Source organism: Bradyrhizobium sp. AZCC 1610 (genome assembly GCF_036924515.1).
Lineage (GTDB): Bacteria > Pseudomonadota > Alphaproteobacteria > Rhizobiales > Xanthobacteraceae > Bradyrhizobium.
Genome location: NZ_JAZHRR010000001.1, coordinates 7,374,192 through 7,391,943, shown reverse-complemented (window position 1 = coordinate 7,391,943; position 17,752 = coordinate 7,374,192). Strand labels below are relative to the sequence as shown.

At 64.5% G+C, this 17,752-nt stretch carries 12 protein-coding genes and 1 pseudogene; 3 read left to right on the top strand and 10 right to left on the bottom strand.

From position 1 onward, the window contains the following. The first annotated feature begins 176 nt into the window (after positions 1 to 176). The 3 genes from addB (at position 177) to trxA (ending at position 7,240) form a co-directional block, all read left to right on the top strand. A complete protein-coding gene (gene addB, locus V1279_RS36190) occupies positions 177 to 3,323 on the top strand; it encodes a double-strand break repair protein AddB (protein ID WP_334445630.1) in 3,147 nt (1,048 codons plus the stop codon). Continuing rightward, positions 3,317 to 6,814, top strand: coding sequence for a double-strand break repair helicase AddA (addA, locus tag V1279_RS36185; protein WP_334445629.1), 3,498 nt, complete (start codon positions 3,317 to 3,319; stop codon positions 6,812 to 6,814). The genes addB and addA overlap by 7 nt, the downstream gene beginning before the upstream one ends. A gap of 105 nt (positions 6,815 to 6,919) precedes the next feature. After that, entirely contained in the window at positions 6,920 to 7,240 is a 321-nt protein-coding gene (gene trxA, locus V1279_RS36180) for a thioredoxin (protein WP_016847387.1), read from the top strand. Positions 7,241 to 7,416: 176 nt separating this feature from the next. Here trxA and V1279_RS36175 read toward each other — a convergent pair whose 3' ends face one another. The 10 genes and pseudogenes from V1279_RS36175 to rpsA all read right to left on the bottom strand — a co-directional run bounded on the left by V1279_RS36175 (position 7,417) and on the right by rpsA (position 17,486). Continuing rightward, complete coding sequence (locus V1279_RS36175; RefSeq protein WP_334445628.1) at positions 7,417 to 8,157, bottom strand: metallophosphoesterase family protein; 741 nt, start codon at positions 8,155 to 8,157, stop codon at positions 7,417 to 7,419. 269 nt (positions 8,158 to 8,426) lie between these two features. Then, positions 8,427 to 9,767, bottom strand: coding sequence for a bifunctional folylpolyglutamate synthase/dihydrofolate synthase (locus tag V1279_RS36170; protein WP_334445626.1), 1,341 nt, complete (start codon positions 9,765 to 9,767; stop codon positions 8,427 to 8,429). Next, entirely contained in the window at positions 9,764 to 10,705 is a 942-nt protein-coding gene (gene accD, locus V1279_RS36165; protein ID WP_334445624.1) for an acetyl-CoA carboxylase, carboxyltransferase subunit beta, read from the bottom strand. The genes V1279_RS36170 and accD overlap by 4 nt, the downstream gene beginning before the upstream one ends. Positions 10,706 to 10,805: 100 nt before the next feature. Beyond that, positions 10,806 to 11,642 carry a tryptophan synthase subunit alpha gene (trpA, locus tag V1279_RS36160; RefSeq protein WP_334445622.1) on the bottom strand — a complete coding sequence of 279 codons (837 nt, stop codon included), beginning with the start codon at positions 11,640 to 11,642 and terminating at the stop codon, positions 10,806 to 10,808. Continuing rightward, positions 11,639 to 12,856: a tryptophan synthase subunit beta gene (trpB, locus tag V1279_RS36155; RefSeq protein ID WP_334445620.1), complete on the bottom strand. Its 1,218-nt coding sequence runs from the start codon at positions 12,854 to 12,856 to the stop codon at positions 11,639 to 11,641. The genes trpA and trpB overlap by 4 nt, the downstream gene beginning before the upstream one ends. Further along, positions 12,853 to 13,512, bottom strand: a complete 660-nt coding sequence (locus V1279_RS36150) for a phosphoribosylanthranilate isomerase (protein WP_334445618.1) — start codon at positions 13,510 to 13,512, stop codon at positions 12,853 to 12,855. Before V1279_RS36150 ends, trpB begins: the two co-directional genes overlap by 4 nt. Before the next feature lie 64 nt (positions 13,513 to 13,576). Then, positions 13,577 to 13,969 (bottom strand): LapA family protein, encoded by a 393-nt coding sequence (locus V1279_RS36145; protein WP_334445616.1) that lies wholly within the window; start codon positions 13,967 to 13,969, stop codon positions 13,577 to 13,579. 79 nt (positions 13,970 to 14,048) lie between these two features. Beyond that, positions 14,049 to 14,354, bottom strand: a complete 306-nt coding sequence (locus tag V1279_RS36140; RefSeq protein WP_212417154.1) for an integration host factor subunit beta — start codon at positions 14,352 to 14,354, stop codon at positions 14,049 to 14,051. Positions 14,355 to 14,525: 171 nt separating this feature from the next. Next, positions 14,526 to 15,506, bottom strand: a complete 981-nt coding sequence (gene sppA / locus V1279_RS36135) for a signal peptide peptidase SppA (protein ID WP_334445613.1) — start codon at positions 15,504 to 15,506, stop codon at positions 14,526 to 14,528. A gap of 278 nt (positions 15,507 to 15,784) precedes the next feature. Then, a pseudogene (rpsA, locus tag V1279_RS36130) lies at positions 15,785 to 17,486 on the bottom strand (30S ribosomal protein S1). Positions 17,487 to 17,752 lie beyond the last annotated feature (266 nt).

Here is a 17,752-nt window from a genome sequence, read left to right as displayed (position 1 = left end):
AGGACTTCGCAACGCCGGCCGATCTGCGCCTCGCGCAGGCGCACCGTTTCATGGACGACGTTTGCTCAACCTACGCAGCTTAGCCGGGACGACGGAGAGGTGGGCATCCTCGCTCTCGCCCATGACCTTCCCTTATTACCTCCCTATATTGCGCCTGACCTCGAATCAGGAAACCCATGCACGTTTTCAGCGTTCCCGTCTCCGTGCCGTTCCTGCGCACCGTCATCGCGGCGCTGGTCGACGGCCGGCTGGTCGAGGGATTCGAGGCGCGCAGGGATCCTCTCAATCTCGCAACGGCGACGCTCTATCTGCCGACCCGGCGCGCCGGGCGGCTGGCGCGGGAAATCTTTCTCGATGAATTGAAGACGGATGCCGCGATCCTGCCGCGCATCGTGGCGCTTGGCGACATCGACGAGGACGAGCTGGCGTTTTCGGAAGGCTCCGAACAATTCAGCGGCGTGGCGCCGCTCGACATTCCGCCGAGGCTCGGCGAACTGGAGCGCCGGCTGACGCTGGCGCATCTGGTTGCAGCTTGGGCGAAAAGCCCGGTGTCGGCGCCGCTCGTGGTCGGTGGCCCGGCCTCGACACTGGCGCTGGCCGGCGATCTGGCGCGGCTGATGGACGACATGGTGACGCGCGGCGTCGCCTGGGAAGCGCTGGACAAACTGGTGCCCGACCAGTTCGACAAATATTGGCAGCACTCGCTGGATTTCCTGCGCATCGCGCGAAAAGCCTGGCCGGAGCATCTGAAGGAAATCGGCAGGATCGAACCCGCCGAACGGCGCGACCGCCTGATCGACGCGGAAGCCGCGCGCCTGACCGCGCATCATGAGGGACCGGTGGTAGCAACCGGTTCGACCGGTTCGATGCCGGCGACTGCGAAATTCCTCCATGCCGTGGCCGGCCTGAAGCTGGGCGCGGTGGTGCTGCCGGGGCTCGACACCGACCTCGACGAGGAAGCCTGGCAGACCATCGGCGGCGTCAGGGACGCGCAGGGCAAATTCACCACGCAGCCCTCCTCGAACCATCCGCAATTCGCAATGCACGGGCTGCTGAATCGCTTCGGCATCAAACGCGGCGATGTCGAAATTCTGGGGACGCCTGCACCGCAGGGACGCGACGTGCTGGTGTCCGAGACGATGCGGCCGTCGAGCGCGACCGAACAATGGCACGACCGTCTGGTCCAGCCGGAAGTCTCGCTAAGGATTGCAGGCGGCATGACGAAGCTTGCCGTTGTCGAGGCGCCTAACTCGGAGATGGAGGCGCTGGCGATCGCGGTGGCGATGCGCGAAGCGCGGCACCTGAACAAATCGGCGGCGCTGGTAACGCCGGATCGCGCGCTGGCGCGGCGGGTGATGGCGGCGCTGACACGCTGGAATCTCGAATTCGACGATTCCGGCGGCGACGCGCTGATGGATACGCCAGGCGGCATTTTCGCCCGCCTCGCCGCGGAAGCAGCCAGCAAGGGGTTGGAGCCACCGACCTTGCTCGCGCTGCTGAAGCATCCGCTGTTTCGGCTCGGCGGCGCATCCGGCGCGTTCAGGCACGCCATCGAGATCCTCGAACTGGCGCTATTGCGCGGCACCCGGCCGCAAGCAGGAACAGCCGGATTAGCGCGCGACTTCGATCGTTTCCGCGTCGAACTCAGGAAGCTCCGGAGCCATGAGACATCCTCGCTGCACGCCTCCGAGCCGCGCGCGAAATTAAGGGATAACGAGCTCGACCAGGCCCAATCGCTGATCGGGGCGTTGCAGAAGGCGCTGTCGCCACTTGAAGTGATGGGCTCGTCAAAACCGTTCGATTTCGCCGAACTGGCGCAGCGCCATCGCGAAACGCTGATCGCGCTGTCGTCGGATCAAAACGGCGTTGCCGTCGTTTTCGAGGAAGCGCAAGGCGCTGCATTGTCAGCGGCGTTCGACGAACTGCTCGCCGAGCAAAAGCCGAGCGGCCTGATGGTCCAGCTCGGCGATTACCCCGATGTGTTCCAGACCGCCTATGCCGACCGCATGGTGCGGCGGCCGGAATCGGCAACTGCTCACTTACACATCTACGGCCAACTCGAAGCGCGGTTGACCGAATCCGATCGCGTCATTCTTGGCGGGCTGGTCGAAGGCGTATGGCCGCCGGTGCCGCGGGTCGATCCCTGGCTGAGCCGGCCGATGCGTCATGAACTCGGCCTCGATCTACCGGAGCGGCGCATCGGTCTTTCCGCGCACGATTTCGCGCAACTATTGGGAACGGACGACGTGATCCTAACCCATTCGGCCAAGGCCGGCGGCGCGCCCGCTGTCGCCTCGCGCTTTCTGCACCGCTTGGAGGCGGTCGCCGGCCAAGCGCGCTGGGACGCGGCCAAAAGTACTGGTGAAAATTACGTCCGCTTCGCCGCCGAACTGGACCAGCCCGACGCGGTCGAGCCGATCGAGCAGCCCACGCCGAGGCCGCCGGTCGCGACGCGGCCGCTCAAACTGTCGGTCACGGCGATCGAGGACTGGCTGCGCGATCCCTATACGATCTACGCGAAATATATTCTGCGGCTCGATCCGCTCGATCCCGTCGACATGCCGCTGTCGGCGGCCGACCGCGGCTCGGCGATCCATGACGCGCTCGGCGAATTCACGCAGAAATTCGCCGACGCCCTTCCCCCACAGCCAGCGCTGGTGCTGCGCGGCATCGGTGAAAAATATTTCGCGCCGCTGATGGAGCGTCCCGAGGCAAGGGCGCTGTGGTGGCCGAGGTTTCAGCGCATCGCCGCCTGGTTTGCCGATTGGGAGCTGGCACGGCGCGACGAGATCGAGAAGATTGCCGCCGAGATCAGGGGCGAGATCAAGATTCCACTCGGCAACGAACGCATCTTTACGCTGTCGGCGCGCGCCGACCGGATCGAGCAGCGCCATGACGGCAGCTTTGCGATCCTCGATTACAAGACCGGCCAGCCGCCGACCGGCAAGCAGGTACGCATGGGCCTGTCGCCGCAACTGACGCTGGAGGCCGCGATCCTGCGCGAGGGCGGCTTTGAGAATATCCACGCCGGTTCATCCGTCGGCGAACTCGTCTATGTCAGGCTCAGCGGCAACAATCCGCCCGGCGAGCAGCGGTCGCTGGAGCTGAAGATCAGGAACAACGATACACCGCAACCGCCGGACGAGGCGGCCGATTACGCCCGCGAGCAGCTTGAAGCGCTGATCCGCAAATTCGAGAACGAGGAGACGGCCTACACTTCGCTGAACCTGTCGATGTGGTCGAACCGCTACGGCGCCTATGACGATCTCGCGCGCATCAAGGAATGGTCGGCGGCCGGCGGCCTGGGGATCGAGGAATGGTGAAGGCTGCCCGCATCATTCCCGATGCCGTTCGCGCGACGCAGGCGCGCGCGTCCGATCCGGCGGCTTCCGCCTTTGTCTCGGCGAACGCAGGCTCGGGCAAGACCCATGTGCTGGTGCAGCGGGTGATCCGGCTGCTGCTCGACGGCGTGGCGCCGGAAAAGATCCTCTGCATCACCTTCACCAAGGCAGCCGCCGCCAACATGGCGGAGCGGGTGTTCACCACCCTCGGCCATTGGGTGACGCTCGACGACGATGCCCTGGATTCGGCGATCCGCGAGGCCGGCATTCCGCATCCCAACGCACGGCTGCGCAAATCGGCACGCAAACTGTTCGCCTGCGCGCTGGAAACACCGGGCGGGCTGAAGGTGCAGACCATCCACGCGCTGTGCACGCGGCTGCTGCAGCAATTCCCGTTCGAGGCCAATGTGCCGGCGCGGTTTGCCGTGCTCGACGACCGCGACCAGAACGAGATGATGGAGCGCGCCAATCTCGGGGTTTTCCTCGAGGCGTCGCGCAACCCCGAAAGCGCCACCGGGCGCGCGCTGATGACGGCGATGGCGAGTGCCGCCGACGTCACCTTCAAGGACGTCGTGCGCGAGGCCTGCCTCAGCCGCGATCATTTCATGGCCTGGACGGACGTCGCCGGCAGCGCGCAGGCCGCCGCTGCGCAGATCTCCGCGGCACTCGGCGTAAACCCCGACGATCGGATCGAGGATGTCGAGCGTGACATCGTCGACGGACCCAACCTGCCGCGATCGCAATGGCAGGACATCGCCCTGGTTCTGGATACCGGAAGCAAGACCGATCAGGACCAGGCGGCGCGGCTGCGCGGTGCGCTGGTGTTCACCGGCGCCGCCCAGGTCGATGAGTATCTCGGCGTATTCCTCACCGACGCCGATCGCACGCCCCGCAAATCGGTGGTGACGAAGAAATTCTCTGACAACAACCCGGCCAATGGCCGGCTGTTCGAGCAGGAAGCGCTCCGCCTCGCACCTCTGATCGAACGCCGCCGCGCGGTGGTGGCGCGCGACCGCACCGAGGCGCTTCTTTATATCGCCACAGCGGCAGCGGCCAATTACCGCCGCGAGAAGCAGGAACGCGGCCTGCTCGACTATGACGATCTGATCGACAAGACATTGGAGATGCTCGACCGCGTCTCCTCGGGCTGGGTGCATTACAAGCTCGACCGCGGCGTCGACCATGTGCTGATCGACGAGGCGCAGGACACCAGCCCGCGGCAATGGGACATCGTCGCGCACATCATCTCCGAATTCACCTCGGGCGCAGGCGCGCGCGATGGCGTGCTGCGAACGGTGTTTGCGGTCGGCGACGAGAAGCAGTCGATCTTTTCGTTTCAGGGCGCGGCCCCACGCGAATTCGATCTGCGGCGCCGGGCGTTACAGCGGAAGTTCGAGGGCGCCGGACTGAAGTTCGATCCGGTGTCCTTTACCTATTCGTTCCGCTCGGGGCCGGCGATCCTTCACGCGGTCGACCAGGTGTTTCGCGAGCGGGATATCTTTCGCAGCATTCACGCGGTCGATATCGGCAATCCGATCCATCACTCGCTGGCCGACGCAGGGCCCAGCCAGATTGACCTCTGGGAACTCGCCGAGACCGACGACCGGCAGGACATCGAAGGCTGGCGTGCGCCGTTCGACGGCGTCGCCGCGACCAGCCCCGAAGTGAAGCTTGCCCGGCGCATTCAGGCCGAGATCAAGACGCTGGTCGGCAGCGGTGTGATGACCGGCAGCAAGAATGACCGCCGGCCGCTGCGCTATGGCGACATGCTGGTGCTGGTACGGCGGCGCGGCAACGCGTTCGATGCCGTGATCCAGGCGCTAAAGCACGCCGGGATCCCGGTCGCTGGCGCCGACCGTCTCAAGCTGACCGAGCATATCGCGATCATCGACCTGATGAACCTGGCTGACGCGCTCTTGCTGCCGCAGGACGATCTGGCACTCGCGGTGGCGCTGAAGAGCCCGCTGTTCGGGCTATCCGATGACGACCTGTTCAAGATCGCCTGGCAGCGCAAGGGATCGTTGCGCGCGGCGCTGGCTGAGCGCGCCCCAACCGACGGCCGGCTGCGGGATGCGCTGTGGCGGCTCGAGCAGTGCGAGCGCCGTTTTGCCCGCGAGACGCCGTTTGCGTTCTATGCCTGGCTGCTCGGCGGCGACGGCGGCCGCGCGCGAATCCTGCGGCGGCTCGGACACGAGGCGAACGACGCGCTGGACGAATTTCTGGAGCTGGCGCTGAATTACGAACGCAAGGCGCCCGCTTCGTTGCAGGGCTTTATGGCGTGGCTGCGCACGGCTGACCTCGAGGTGAAGCGCGACATGGAAATTTCGCGCGACGAGGTCCGCGTCATGACCGTGCACGGCGCCAAGGGGCTGGAGGCTTCCGTCGTGTTCCTGGTGGACACCACGACCTCGCCCTCGGATACGCAACGGCTAAAACTCATCAACCTGCCGCAGGGCAATGCCGGTCCGCATGCGCCGGGTGTGGTGGTCTGGGCCGGCCGCAAGGCCGAGGATCCCCCGGCCGTCGTCGCCGCCCGCGCGGCGATGATCGGGGATACCGAGGATGAATACCGCCGCCTGCTCTATGTCGCGATGACGCGCGCGGCAGACCGCCTGATCGTCGGCGGCTGCCTGCCCGGCAACATGAAGAGTGTCCGGCTGCTGTCCTGGTACGATCTGATCACCAAGGGGCTCGCCGGCTCCACCTTGCAGCTTCAGGAGATCGAGACCGCCATAGGCCGGGTGAAACGTTATACGCGCCCCGAGGAGGCCGCGCCGTTGGCCGCTCCCGCTGCTGCGCCGCCCCCGCCGGCGCCGACGGTGCTGCCCACCTGGCTGCTGACCCCAGCACAGCCCGAGGTCTCCCCGGAGAGCCTGTTGCGGCCCTCAGACCCCGCAGACAGCGAGCGTCATCCGGTACGGACGGCCGAATCGATGACACAGCGCGCCCGCGCCCTGCAGCGCGGCACGCTGGTGCACCGGCTGCTGCAATCGCTGCCCGATATCGCCGCCGAGCGCCGCCGCGAGGCCGCGCTGGCCTATCTGGCCCGCAATGCCGATGGCTGGACTGACGAGGAACGGCAGGCGCTGGCCGAAAGCACGCTGGCTCTGATTGCGGATGCGCGGTTCGCGCCGGTGTTCGCCCCCGGCAGCCGGGCCGAAGTCTCGATCGTCGGACGGCTGGAGCGGTCGGGAGAGCGGCCGGCGCTGGTATCCGGGCAGATCGACCGCCTCGTGGTCACCGACAGCGAGGTCCTGATCGTCGATTTCAAGACCAACCATGCCCCGCCGGGCCGGCCTGACGAGGCGCCGAGGGGCTATGTCCGCCAGCTCGCGCTGTACCGGGCGGTGCTGGCCAAGCTTTATCCCCAGCGGGCGGTTCGAACCGCGCTGCTCTGGACCGAAATCTCTGAATTGATGGAGATTTCAGCCTCCGCGCTGGAGGCCGAGCTGGCATCCATCATCTCGGCGTGACCCGCGCTTGACCCGGCCGGATCGCGTTCATAGGTTTGCCATATCATACCCGGGGCGCGATTCTTGACCGCGCCCCTTAATTTCTAACCGAACGAGGTAATTCCCATGGCCGTTGGCAAGGTTTCTGACGCCGATTTCGAAGCCGAAGTGCTCAAGGCGACCGGGCCGGTGGTCGTCGATTTCTGGGCCGAATGGTGCGGCCCCTGCCGCATGATCGCGCCTGCGCTCGACGAGATTTCCGGCGCCATGGGCGACAAGGTCAAGATCGTGAAGCTGAACGTCGACGAGAGCCCGAAGACGGCCTCGAAATACGGCGTGATGTCGATCCCGACCCTGATGATCTTCAAGGGCGGCGAAATGGCCTCCCGCCAGGTCGGCGCCGCGCCGAAGGCGAAGCTGCAACAGTGGATCACCGCTGCGGTCTGATCGGCTTTCAATTTGCTGATTGTGAAACGGCCGGCGAATTGCCGGCCGTTTTTGTTTTTGCGGCGAATGATCTCGTAGCCCGGGTGGAGCGCAGCGAAACCCGGGGCTTTCTCGCAAGCGGCTGAAGCTATCCCGGGTTACGCTGCGCTCCACCCGGGCTACGGGCTACGAATTCTTCAGCGTATCCATCCCGTCGAAAGTGCGGATGCAAATTCAGCGTCGCCATTGCGGCGCGCCAATGCCGCCATCGCATCGTTATCGTATGGCACATGCCGGAAGGTCACGCGCCAGCTTCCCGATGCCAGCTCGAGAACCGCATAGCGGGCGTCGGGCGTGCCCGCCTCTATCAGGTGCGGGAACGGGACGTTGTAGGAAAAGCCGGGAACGCCGACGCTACCGGGATTGACCACCAGGCGTCCGTCGCCGAGTCGCACCGCGCGCGCGATGTGGGTGTGCGCGCACAGAATCAGCGACTGCGAAATTCCATCCGCTTCTTTCTCGATCGCCTCCCGCGGCGACATCCTGACCGAGCCATCAGGCGTCACTGTCTCAAGCCAGTAAACGTTATCGTCGGCAGGTGTGGCGTGGCAGAGAAATACCTGATCGCGAAATATCTGCGTTGATGGCACCGTGCGCAGCCAGTCGAGATGCTCGATGCCGAGTTGCGCATAGGCGGGCCGATCCCACGAACCCATCTTCTCGACCGGCCGGTCGATCAGCCAGCGATCATGATTGCCGAGCACGTGAACAGCATCGAGCGCCATCAGCGCGTCCATGGTTCGCCGCGCGTCGAGCGGGCCGCTCGCCATGTCGCCGAGATTGACGATCTCGCCAATGCCCTGCGCGCGGATGTCAGCCAGCACGGCTTCGAGCGCGAGATAGTTTCCGTGCACATCGGCAATCGCGGCAAACCGCATGTTAATTCCAGCTTTCGACAGTTATGGTTGTACGACGTTGCAAGAACGATGTTAGGTCATCTAACTCATTTGGGTGAAACCAGCCTGCAACATCCTCCTTGGTTCTAGGATGGAACCCGGGTTCCGACTCGCAGTGTGGCGGCATCTTGGCTAGAGTTTGCAAAGACCGGGGCTGGTTAATTCATAAATAATCGATATTTCTACCCGGGCGGCCGCTGGAAGCAATTTCAGCGGCCATTTAATTTTCTTCGGACTAATTTCTTCGGACGTTATCCCGGCAGCGTGCCGTTGATCGCAAGCACATGGCCGGCGAGATAAAGTGAGCCGGTGATCAGGATGCGCGGCGGCACCTCATAAGCCAGCCGCGACAGCGCATGTAACGCGGCTTCGACACTTGCAGCATTTTCCACGCGCATGCCGAGCGCGCGCGCCGCATCCGCCAGCCGGTCCGGCGGCATCACGTTATCGCGGCCGGGAATCGCCACCGAAACGATGTGCCGCGTCAGGCCGGCGAAATTGGCGAGGAACGCGCCTGCATCCTTGTTCGCCATCATGCCCGCGATCACCACCAGCGGGCGCGACACCCGCTCTTCGAGATCGCCGAGCGCCGCGGCAGCGACGCGGCCGCCTTCGGCATTGTGCCCGCCATCGAGCCAGATCTCGCACCCCTTCGGCCCCTGATCGGCCAGCGCGCCCGCGACCAGCCGCTGCATCCGCGCCGGCCATTCGGCGCCAACGATGCCGGCCTCGAATGCTGGCATTCCGATTTTGAACGCCTCGATCGCCCGCAACGTTGCGATCGCAAGGCCGGCATTATCGAACTGATGCCGGCCGAACAGCTTTGGCGCCGCGAGATCCATCAGGCCGCGCTCGTCCTGATAGACCAGCCGTCCGCGCTCGACGCCGACATGCCATTGCTGTCCCGCCGCATGCAGCGGCGCACGCACGCGCTTCGCCTGCGCCTCGATCACCGACATTGCCTCCGGCGCCTGCTCGGCGCAAATCACCGGCGCGCCGCGCTTGATGATGGCGGCCTTTTCGCCGGCGATCGCGGTCAGCGAATTACCGAGAAACTCGGTATGGTCCATACTGACCGGCGCGATAACAACAGCGATCGGCCGGTCGATGACATTGGTGGCGTCAAGCCGCCCGCCAAGTCCGGTCTCCAGCAGCACGACATCGGCCTCATGCTCCGCGAACAGGCAAAACGCCGCCGCGGTCTCCATCTCGAAAATCGTGATCGGCTCGCCCGCATTGACCTGTTCGCAATGCTCCAGCACCCGGCGCAACTCGGCATCATCAGCCAGCCGGCCGCCGCCCTTCTCGCCGATGCGGAAGCATTCGTTGATCCGCACCAGGTAGGGCGAGGTGTAGACGTGCACGCGCAGGCCTGCGGCCTCGAGGATCGCGCGCAGATAGGCGATCGTGGAGCCCTTGCCATTGGTGCCGGCGACATGAATCACCGGCGGCAACAGGGCCTCCGGATGATCGAGCCGCGCCAGCAGGCGGTGCATGCGATCGAGGCTGAGATCGATGCGCTTCGGATGCAAGGCAGACAGCCGCGCGATTAGTTCACCGAGCGGCTGGGGTTTGGCGGCAGGCAGGTTCACGCGTGGGGCGCAGCCGGCACGGCTTCCGGCGCCGAGACGATCTGGGCCGGGTCCGTGACCTGCGGCAAAGGCCTTGAAGCGACATCAAGCGCCGGGGATTTGGTCAAGAGCCGGCAGATCCGCGCCAGCGTGGCACGCATGTCGTGGCGATGCACGACCATGTCGATCATGCCGTGGTCGAGAAGATATTCAGCGCGCTGGAATCCTTCCGGCAGTTTCTCGCGGATGGTCTGCTCGATCACGCGCGCGCCGGCGAAGCCGATGAGAGCGCCGGGCTCGGCGATCTGCACGTCGCCCAGCATGGCGTAGGACGCGGTGACGCCGCCGGTGGTCGGATTGGTCAACACCACGATGTAAGGCAGCTTCGCTTCCCGCAGCATCTGCACGCCGACGGTGGTGCGCGGCATCTGCATCAGCGACAGGATGCCCTCCTGCATCCGCGCGCCGCCCGAGGCCGCGAACATGATGAACGGCGACTTCTTCTCCACCGCAAGCTCGAGCCCGCGCACGATCGCCTCACCCGCGGCCATGCCGAGCGAACCGCCCATGAAATCGAAATCCTGCACCGCGACCACGACGCCGGCGCCCTCTAACTTGCCGTAGCCGACCTTGATGGCGTCGTTCAGCCCGGTCTTGGCGCGCGCGTCCTTGATGCGGTCGACATATTTGCGCTCGTCGCGAAACTTCAGCGGATCGGGCGTCACTTCCGGCAGCGCGATGTCGTACCAGGTCTCGTTGTCGAAGATCGATTTCAGCCGCGCCACCGCGCCCATGCGCATGTGGTAGTTCGAGCCGGGAATGACGAACTGGTTGGCCTCGACGTCCTTGTAGAACACGAGCTGCCCGGAATCCGGGCACTTGATCCACAAATTCTCCGGCGTCTCGCGGCGCAGGATGTTGCGGATTTTCGGCCGGACGACATTGGTGAGCCAATTCATGGTTCGCTCCGAAATGCGGTTAACGCATCAAGTGGAATATATGGCGGCCTGGGCTGAACCCAACAAGCCGCTGACGACGCCTATTCCACGCAATTATGGCTTATTCTGCGGCCTGTTTTGCTCCCCGGACGCCCTGCGCCAGGGCGGACACCAGATCGGCGACAGCGCCAACGGTCTTGGGGGTCGCGCGCCCCTCGGTATCGAGGCTGGCGCGGAGCGCATCGACCAGCGCGGTGCCGACTACGGCCCCATTGGCATTCTCCGCAATCGCCCGCGCCGCATCCGGCGTGCGGATGCCGAAGCCGACACAGACCGGCAGTTTGGTATGCCGCTTGATACGGGCCACCGCTTCGCCGACCGCCGTGGAATCGGCGCTGATGCCTCCGGTGATGCCGGTGATCGAGACGTAATAGACGAAGCCCGACGTGTTCGCGAGCACCGCGGGCAGGCGCTTGTCGTCGGTGGTCGGCGTCGCCAGGCGGATGAAGTTAAGCCCCGCCTTCATCGCCGGCAGGCACAGTTCGGTGTCTTCCTCCGGCGGCAGGTCGACGATGATTAGCCCGTCGACACCGGCGATTTTCGCGTCGGTGAGGAATTTGTCGACCCCGTAGATGTAGATCGGATTGTAGTAGCCCATCAGCACCAGCGGCGTGGTCTCGTCGTCCTTGCGGAAGCCGCGGACCATCTCCAGCGTCTTCTTCAGGGTCATGCCGGCCTTCAGCGCGCGCAAGCCCGCCGCCTGGATCGACGGCCCGTCCGCCATCGGATCGGTAAACGGCATGCCGATCTCGATGATGTCGGCGCCGGCCTTCGGCAGCGCCTTGATGATGTCGAGCGACGTCGCAGGGTCCGGATCGCCGGCCATCAGGAAGGTGACGAACGCCGAGCGGCCCTGCCTGGCGAGTTCGGCAAATCTTGCGTCGATACGGGTGGTCACTTCTTCCTGCCCTTCAGAATTTCCGTGATCTGCGGAATGTCCTTGTCGCCGCGGCCGGAAAGGTTGACAACCATCAGATGATCTCGCGGGCGTTTTGGCGCGAGCTCCATCACCTTGGCGATCGCGTGCGCCGGCTCCAGTGCCGGAGGAATCCCTTCAAGCCGCGTCAGCAACTGAAACGCCGCGAGCGCTTCCTCGTCGGTCGCGGAGAGATAATTGACCCGGCCGGTTTCGTGCAACCAGGAATGCTCCGGGCCGATGCCGGGATAATCCAGCCCTGCCGAAATCGAATGCGCGTCCTGGATCTGGCCATCCTCGTCCATCAAGAGATAGGTGCGGTTGCCGTGCAGGACGCCGGGACGGCCTCCGGCGATCGAGGCGGCGTGGAGCTGTGTCAGCCCGTGGCCGGCGGCCTCGACACCGAAAATCTCGACAGAGGGATCATCGAGGAACGGATGAAACAGGCCCATCGCGTTGGAGCCGCCGCCGATGCAGGCGACCAGCGAATCCGGCAGGCGGCCCTCGGCCTCCTGCATCTGCTTGCGCGTCTCGTCGCCGATAACAGATTGGAAGTCGCGCACCATCATCGGATAGGGATGCGGACCCGCCACCGTGCCGATGCAGTAGAACGTGTTGTGCACATTGGTGACCCAGTCACGCAGCGCGTCGTTCATCGCGTCCTTCAGGGTACGCGCGCCGGACTGGACCGGAACCACCTTGGCGCCCAGCATTTCCATGCGGATCACGTTGGGCTGCTGCCGCTCGACATCGACGGCGCCCATATAGACCACGCATTCGAGCCCGAACCGCGCACAAAGGGTTGCGGTGGCGACGCCGTGCTGGCCGGCGCCGGTCTCGGCGATGATGCGCTGCTTGCCCATGCGGCGCGCGACCATGATCTGGCCGAGCACATTGTTGACCTTGTGCGAGCCGGTGTGATTGAGCTCCTCGCGCTTGAAATAGATTTTTGCCCCGCCGAGATGCTCGGTCAGCCGCTCGGCGAAATAAAGCGGCGACGGCCGGCCGACATAGGTCTTGAGGTAGCCGTTCATCTCCGCCTGAAACGCCGGATCGGCCTTGGCGTCGGCATAGGCCTTCTCCAGATCGAGGATCAGCGGCATCAGTGTCTCGGCGACGAAGCGTCCGCCGAAAATGCCGAAATGCCCGCGCTCGTCGGGGCCGGTGCGGAATGAGTTGGGCAGGTTTGGATTCATCGGACCATCAATTCTTCGGAGGCGCGCGCGGCGCGAATAAAGGCGCGGATCATCTCGGGATCCTTGACACCGGGCGCGCTTTCCACGCCGGAGGATACATCGACGCCGCCGGCGCGGGTGACGCGGACCGCCTCCGCGACGTTGTCGGCGGAAAGCCCGCCCGAGACCATAAACGGCAGTTGAAGATCGAGCTTTTCCAAAACGTGCCAGTCGAACACGGCCCCCAGCCCGCCGGGGCGGGTGGCGCCCTTGGGCGCGCGGGCGTCGAACAGGATGCGGTCGGCGACGCTGGCATAGCCCGGCAGCACGGCGAGATCGGCCGACGTCTCGACCGCAATTACCTTCATGACCGGAAGTGCGAACTTCGCCTTGATGTCGCGTACGCGCGCGATGGTTTCCTTGCCGTGCAATTGCAAGAGATCCGGCCGCAGCGTCTCGACGATGTTTTCAAGCGTCGCGTCGTCGGCATCGACGGTCAATGCCGCTTTGACGGCTCGGCCCTTGGCCTGCCGGCCCAACTCGCGCGCCGCCTCGAGGCCGAGATGGCGCGGCGACGGGGAGAAGAACACGAATCCCACCATGTCGGCGCCCGCCTCAAGCGCTGTGTCGAGCGTCTCGGGCGTGGACAGGCCGCAAATTTTGACGAGCAGGGGCATGGTCTCTCAGGGGGCGGGATCCAGCGCCGCCGCGGCAAATTGGAACAAGCTGACGGGGCGGGTTCTACAACGTCGCGCCCTGCTTGTCTCGCCCTGTAGCCCCATAGATACCGTACTGCGACGGCGCCGGAAGCCGCTGCTGATCGGCCCGGGAAACCGCCGCCGCAGCCCGCAAATCGGCCGCCTCCGCCCTCGCCCGGCGGGCATCCGCCTCATGCTGGCGCGCCGCGCGGCGCCAGTGGCGCTGGCGGAACCAGGTCGCCACACCGCCCGCCGCCACCCCCAGAATGGCCACCGCAATGATCACGGCAAACAGCGGCATCGACACCGCGATCGCCGGATCGGTCGAATTGAAGGGATCGAACGACACCGTCACGAAATGGCGGTTGGCGACCGCGAAGACGATGAAGACGAGGCCTAAGGGAATGACGACCAGCGCCGTGAAGAACTTTCGCATGACCATTTCTCGCGCAGTGATGGAGAAAGGCGGGCACCAAGCCCGCAACACGGCTACATCCGGTCTAACCGAAAAGCGCCTACGCGCCGGCCTCGGGCGAGCCGTTTTCGCGGTTGAGCCGCTCGCGCATTTCCTTGCCGGTCTTGAAGAACGGCACGCTCTTCTGATCGACCGGCACATGCGCGCCGGTGCGTGGATTGCGGCCTGCGCGGGCGGGGCGATGCTTGACCGAGAAAGCGCCGAAGCCGCGCAGCTCGACACGGTCGCCGCGCGCCAGGGCTGCCACGATCTCATCGAGGATCGCGTTCACAATGTTCTCCACATCCCGCTGATAGAGGTGCGGGTTGTGCTCGGCGATGCGCTGAACAAGTTCGGATTTGATCATCGAGGTTGGGATCCGGGGTCGGGCGGATATCCATTTCCGTGAAAATACCTTGAACTGTCAAGACGCTAAATCACTTTTGGGCAACGCGAAATGGCGTGACAAACCGCCCGGAGGGGGTTTGTGACGACAGCCGCCGTGCGGGAGAATGTGACGAAGGACAGCCGGTGCGGCTCAATTCGCGGCTGCGGGGCGCCACAGCGCCAGCATGCCGTCGAGCGAGAGCTGATCGACCGCCTGTGCCACGCCGGCCTGCTCGATCTGGCGCGCGATGGAACTCAGGCCGAGGGCATCGAACGCGATGGAAGCCGCCGCGCGCAGGAACGTCAGGTCCCCGAACTGCGGTGTCAGCTTGTAATCGCGCACCGGCAGATCGCGCTTGATCTTCTTTTCGGCAACCAGCCAGGCCACGGCTGCTTTTTCATCGCCGAGCTGATCGACCAGCTTCAGTTCGACCGCCTGACGGCCGGTGAAGACGCGGCCATCCGCGACCTTTTCGAGTAGCGCGTCATCCATGGCGCGCCGCTCCTTCACCAGGCCGCGGAACCAGGCATAAGAATCCTTCACCAGCGCGTCGAGCGCGGCGCGCGCCTCCGGGCTGGTCGGCTCGAAACCGTTGGGCGCGGCCTTCAACGGCGAGGATTTCACTTCCTCGACCTTGACGCCCACGGTCTTCATAAGCTCGCTGAAATTCGGAAACTGGAACAGCACGCCGATCGAACCGACCAGCGAGCTCTGCCGGGCAACGATGTGATCGGCGGCGAGCGCCGAGATGTAACCGCCCGACGCAGCCAGCCCCTCGACCACCACGACCAGCGGCTTCTTGGCCTTCAGGCGCACCAGCGCGTCATAGAGTTGCTCGGAGCCGGCCGTGGTGCCGCCAGGCGAATTGATGTGCACGATGACGGCGGCATGGCTCGTTTTCTCCAGCCGCTCCAGCGCCTCGACGCGTTGCTGGTCGCTGCGGATCAGCCCGTCGATATTGACACGCGCGATCGATCCCGATGCCGTCAGCGCAGCCGGCCCGCTCCTTGTCGCGATCGCGCCGACGGTGACGATCGCCGCGATGGCAACCAGGCCAGCCACGACGCGCCAGAAGGTCAGCTTGCGGCGGATTCTGCGGCGATCGACGATCACGTCCGAATCGAGCGACATCGAATTTCTCCTGAAATAATCAGCGCGTTTTGCACTCGCAGCGCTAGCGAAGCGTTATCTGATTACATCAATTGCGATGCAATATGAAGAAAGCAAGGCCCAGGGCAATTGTAGCCCGGATGGAGCGAAGCGAAATCCGGGGCAGCCCCACAAGCGGGTTGAGTTATCCCGGATTGCGCTTCGCTCCATCCGGGCTACGGGTCCGGCCGGGGATGACGATACAAAAAAGGCCCCGGTCGAGACCGGGGCCTGATGTCGCACACAAATAAGCTAAGCGCTTACTTCTCGCGATTCTTGAGCGCGGTGCCGAGAATATCGCCCAGCGTCGCTCCCGAATCGGAGGAGCCGTACTGCGCGATGGCTTCCTTCTCTTCGGCAACTTCCAGCGCCTTGATCGAGACCTGCACCTTGCGGCGCCTTCTTGTCGAACTGGATCACGCGGGCGTCGACCTTCTCGCCGACGGCGAACCGTTCGGCGCGCTGATCGTTGCGGTCACGGGCGAGTTCCGAACGCTTGATGAAGGTGGTGAAGTCGGTGCCCGAGATCTTCACCTCGATGCCGGCTTCCTTCACTTCGAGCACTTCGCAGGTCACGACCGCACCCTTCTTGACGTCGCCAGGCTCTGCGAAGGGGTCGCCTTCGAGCTGCTTGACGCCGAGCGAGATGCGCTCCTTTTCGACATCGACGTCGAGCACCACGGCCTTGACCATGTCGCCCTTCTTGAAGTTGTCGATGACCTGCTCGCCCGGAAGCTTCCAGTCGAGGTCGGACAGATGCACCATGCCGTCGACGTCGCCGTCGAGACCGAGAAACAGACCGAACTCGGTCTTGTTCTTGACCTCGCCTTCGACCGTCGAACCGACCGGGAACTTCTCGACGAAGACTTCCCAGGGGTTGCGCATGGTCTGCTTGAGGCCGAGCGAGATGCGGCGCTTGACCGAATCGACTTCCAGGACCTGCACTTCGACTTCCTGCGAGGTCGAAACGATCTTGCCGGGGTGCATGTTCTTTTTGGTCCACGACATTTCCGAGACGTGGATCAGGCCTTCGATGCCCGGCTCCAGTTCGACGAACGCGCCGTAGTCGGTGATGTTGGTGACGCGGCCGGTGAAGCGCGCGTTCAGCGGGTACTTGGCCTCGATGCCCTGCCACGGATCGTCCAGCAGCTGCTTCATGCCGAGCGAAATGCGGTGGGTCTCGTGGTTGATCTTGATGATCTTGACTTTCACGGTCTGGCCGATGGTGAGCACTTCGGTCGGGTGGTTAACCCGGCGCCAGGCGATATCGGTGACGTGCAGCAGGCCGTCGATGCCGCCGAGATCAACGAACGCACCGTAATCGGTGATGTTCTTGACCACGCCGTCGATCACCTGACCCTCTTCGAGGTTCTGCACCAGCTCCTGGCGCTGCTCGGCGCGGGTCTCTTCGAGAACCGTGCGGCGCGACACCACGATGTTGCCGCGGCGGCGATCCATCTTGAGGATCTGGAACGGCTGCGAGTTGTTCATCAGCGGAGCGACGTCGCGGATCGGGCGGATATCGACCTGCGAGCGCGGCAGGAAGGCGACAGCACCGTCGAGGTCGACGGTGAAGCCGCCCTTGACCTGGTTGAAGATGACGCCGTGAACCTTCTCGTTGTTGTTGAAGGCCTTCTCGAGCTTGCCCCAGCTTTCCTCGCGGCGCGCCTTGTCGCGCGACAGCACGGCTTCGCCGAGCGCATTCTCGATCCTGTCGAGGAACACCTCGACCTCGTCGCCAACCTTGAGATCGCTTTCGCGGCCGGGGCCGGCGAATTCGCGCAGCGCCACGCGGCCTTCGGTCTTCAGGCCGACGTCGATGACGGCCATGTCCTTTTCAATTGCAACTACCTTGCCCTTGATGACGGAACTTTCCTGCAGATTGCCGCCGGCGAAGGACTCGTCCAGCATCGCAGCGAAATCGTCGCGGGTAGGATTATAAGAAGCAGCAGTCGAAGCCATTTGTTCTCCAATGCGGGATATCGCCGGCCGTTCGGGTTAAAGGGCGCATCGGGCGTGAAGTGTCAGGGGTCCGCAAACCCTGACGACCGCTGTTTGCGGGAGGCGCAACAGCGGGCCGGCAGCATGCCTGCACGTTCGATACGTTGATTTATCCGGAGCCTGAAACGAGCGTATCGACTTCAAGAACCTGGAGCGGGCTTTCCTCCAATGACGGCGGGGGTTCAAACCTCCAGCCGGCCCGCTCGGACAGCCCTGATCTCATCGAT

Bases quoted from the DNA above. Each gene is read 5' to 3' on its own strand.
- V1279_RS36140 (WP_212417154.1), bottom strand. From the start codon at position 14,354: ATGATCAAATCCGAACTTGTTCAGCGCATCGCCGAGCACAACCCGCAC.
- trpB (WP_334445620.1), bottom strand. From the start codon at position 12,856: ATGAATCCAAACCTGCCCAACTCATTCCGCACCGGCCCCGACGAGCGC.
- V1279_RS36145 (WP_334445616.1), bottom strand. From the start codon at position 13,969: ATGCGAAAGTTCTTCACGGCGCTGGTCGTCATTCCCTTAGGCCTCGTC.
- addA (WP_334445629.1), top strand. From the start codon at position 3,317: ATGGTGAAGGCTGCCCGCATCATTCCCGATGCCGTTCGCGCGACGCAG.
- accD (WP_334445624.1), bottom strand. From the start codon at position 10,705: ATGAATTGGCTCACCAATGTCGTCCGGCCGAAAATCCGCAACATCCTG.
- sppA (WP_334445613.1), bottom strand. From the start codon at position 15,506: ATGTCGCTCGATTCGGACGTGATCGTCGATCGCCGCAGAATCCGCCGC.
- V1279_RS36175 (WP_334445628.1), bottom strand. From the start codon at position 8,157: ATGCGGTTTGCCGCGATTGCCGATGTGCACGGAAACTATCTCGCGCTC.
- V1279_RS36150 (WP_334445618.1), bottom strand. From the start codon at position 13,512: ATGCCCCTGCTCGTCAAAATTTGCGGCCTGTCCACGCCCGAGACGCTC.
- trxA (WP_016847387.1), top strand. From the start codon at position 6,920: ATGGCCGTTGGCAAGGTTTCTGACGCCGATTTCGAAGCCGAAGTGCTC.
- addB (WP_334445630.1), top strand. From the start codon at position 177: ATGCACGTTTTCAGCGTTCCCGTCTCCGTGCCGTTCCTGCGCACCGTC.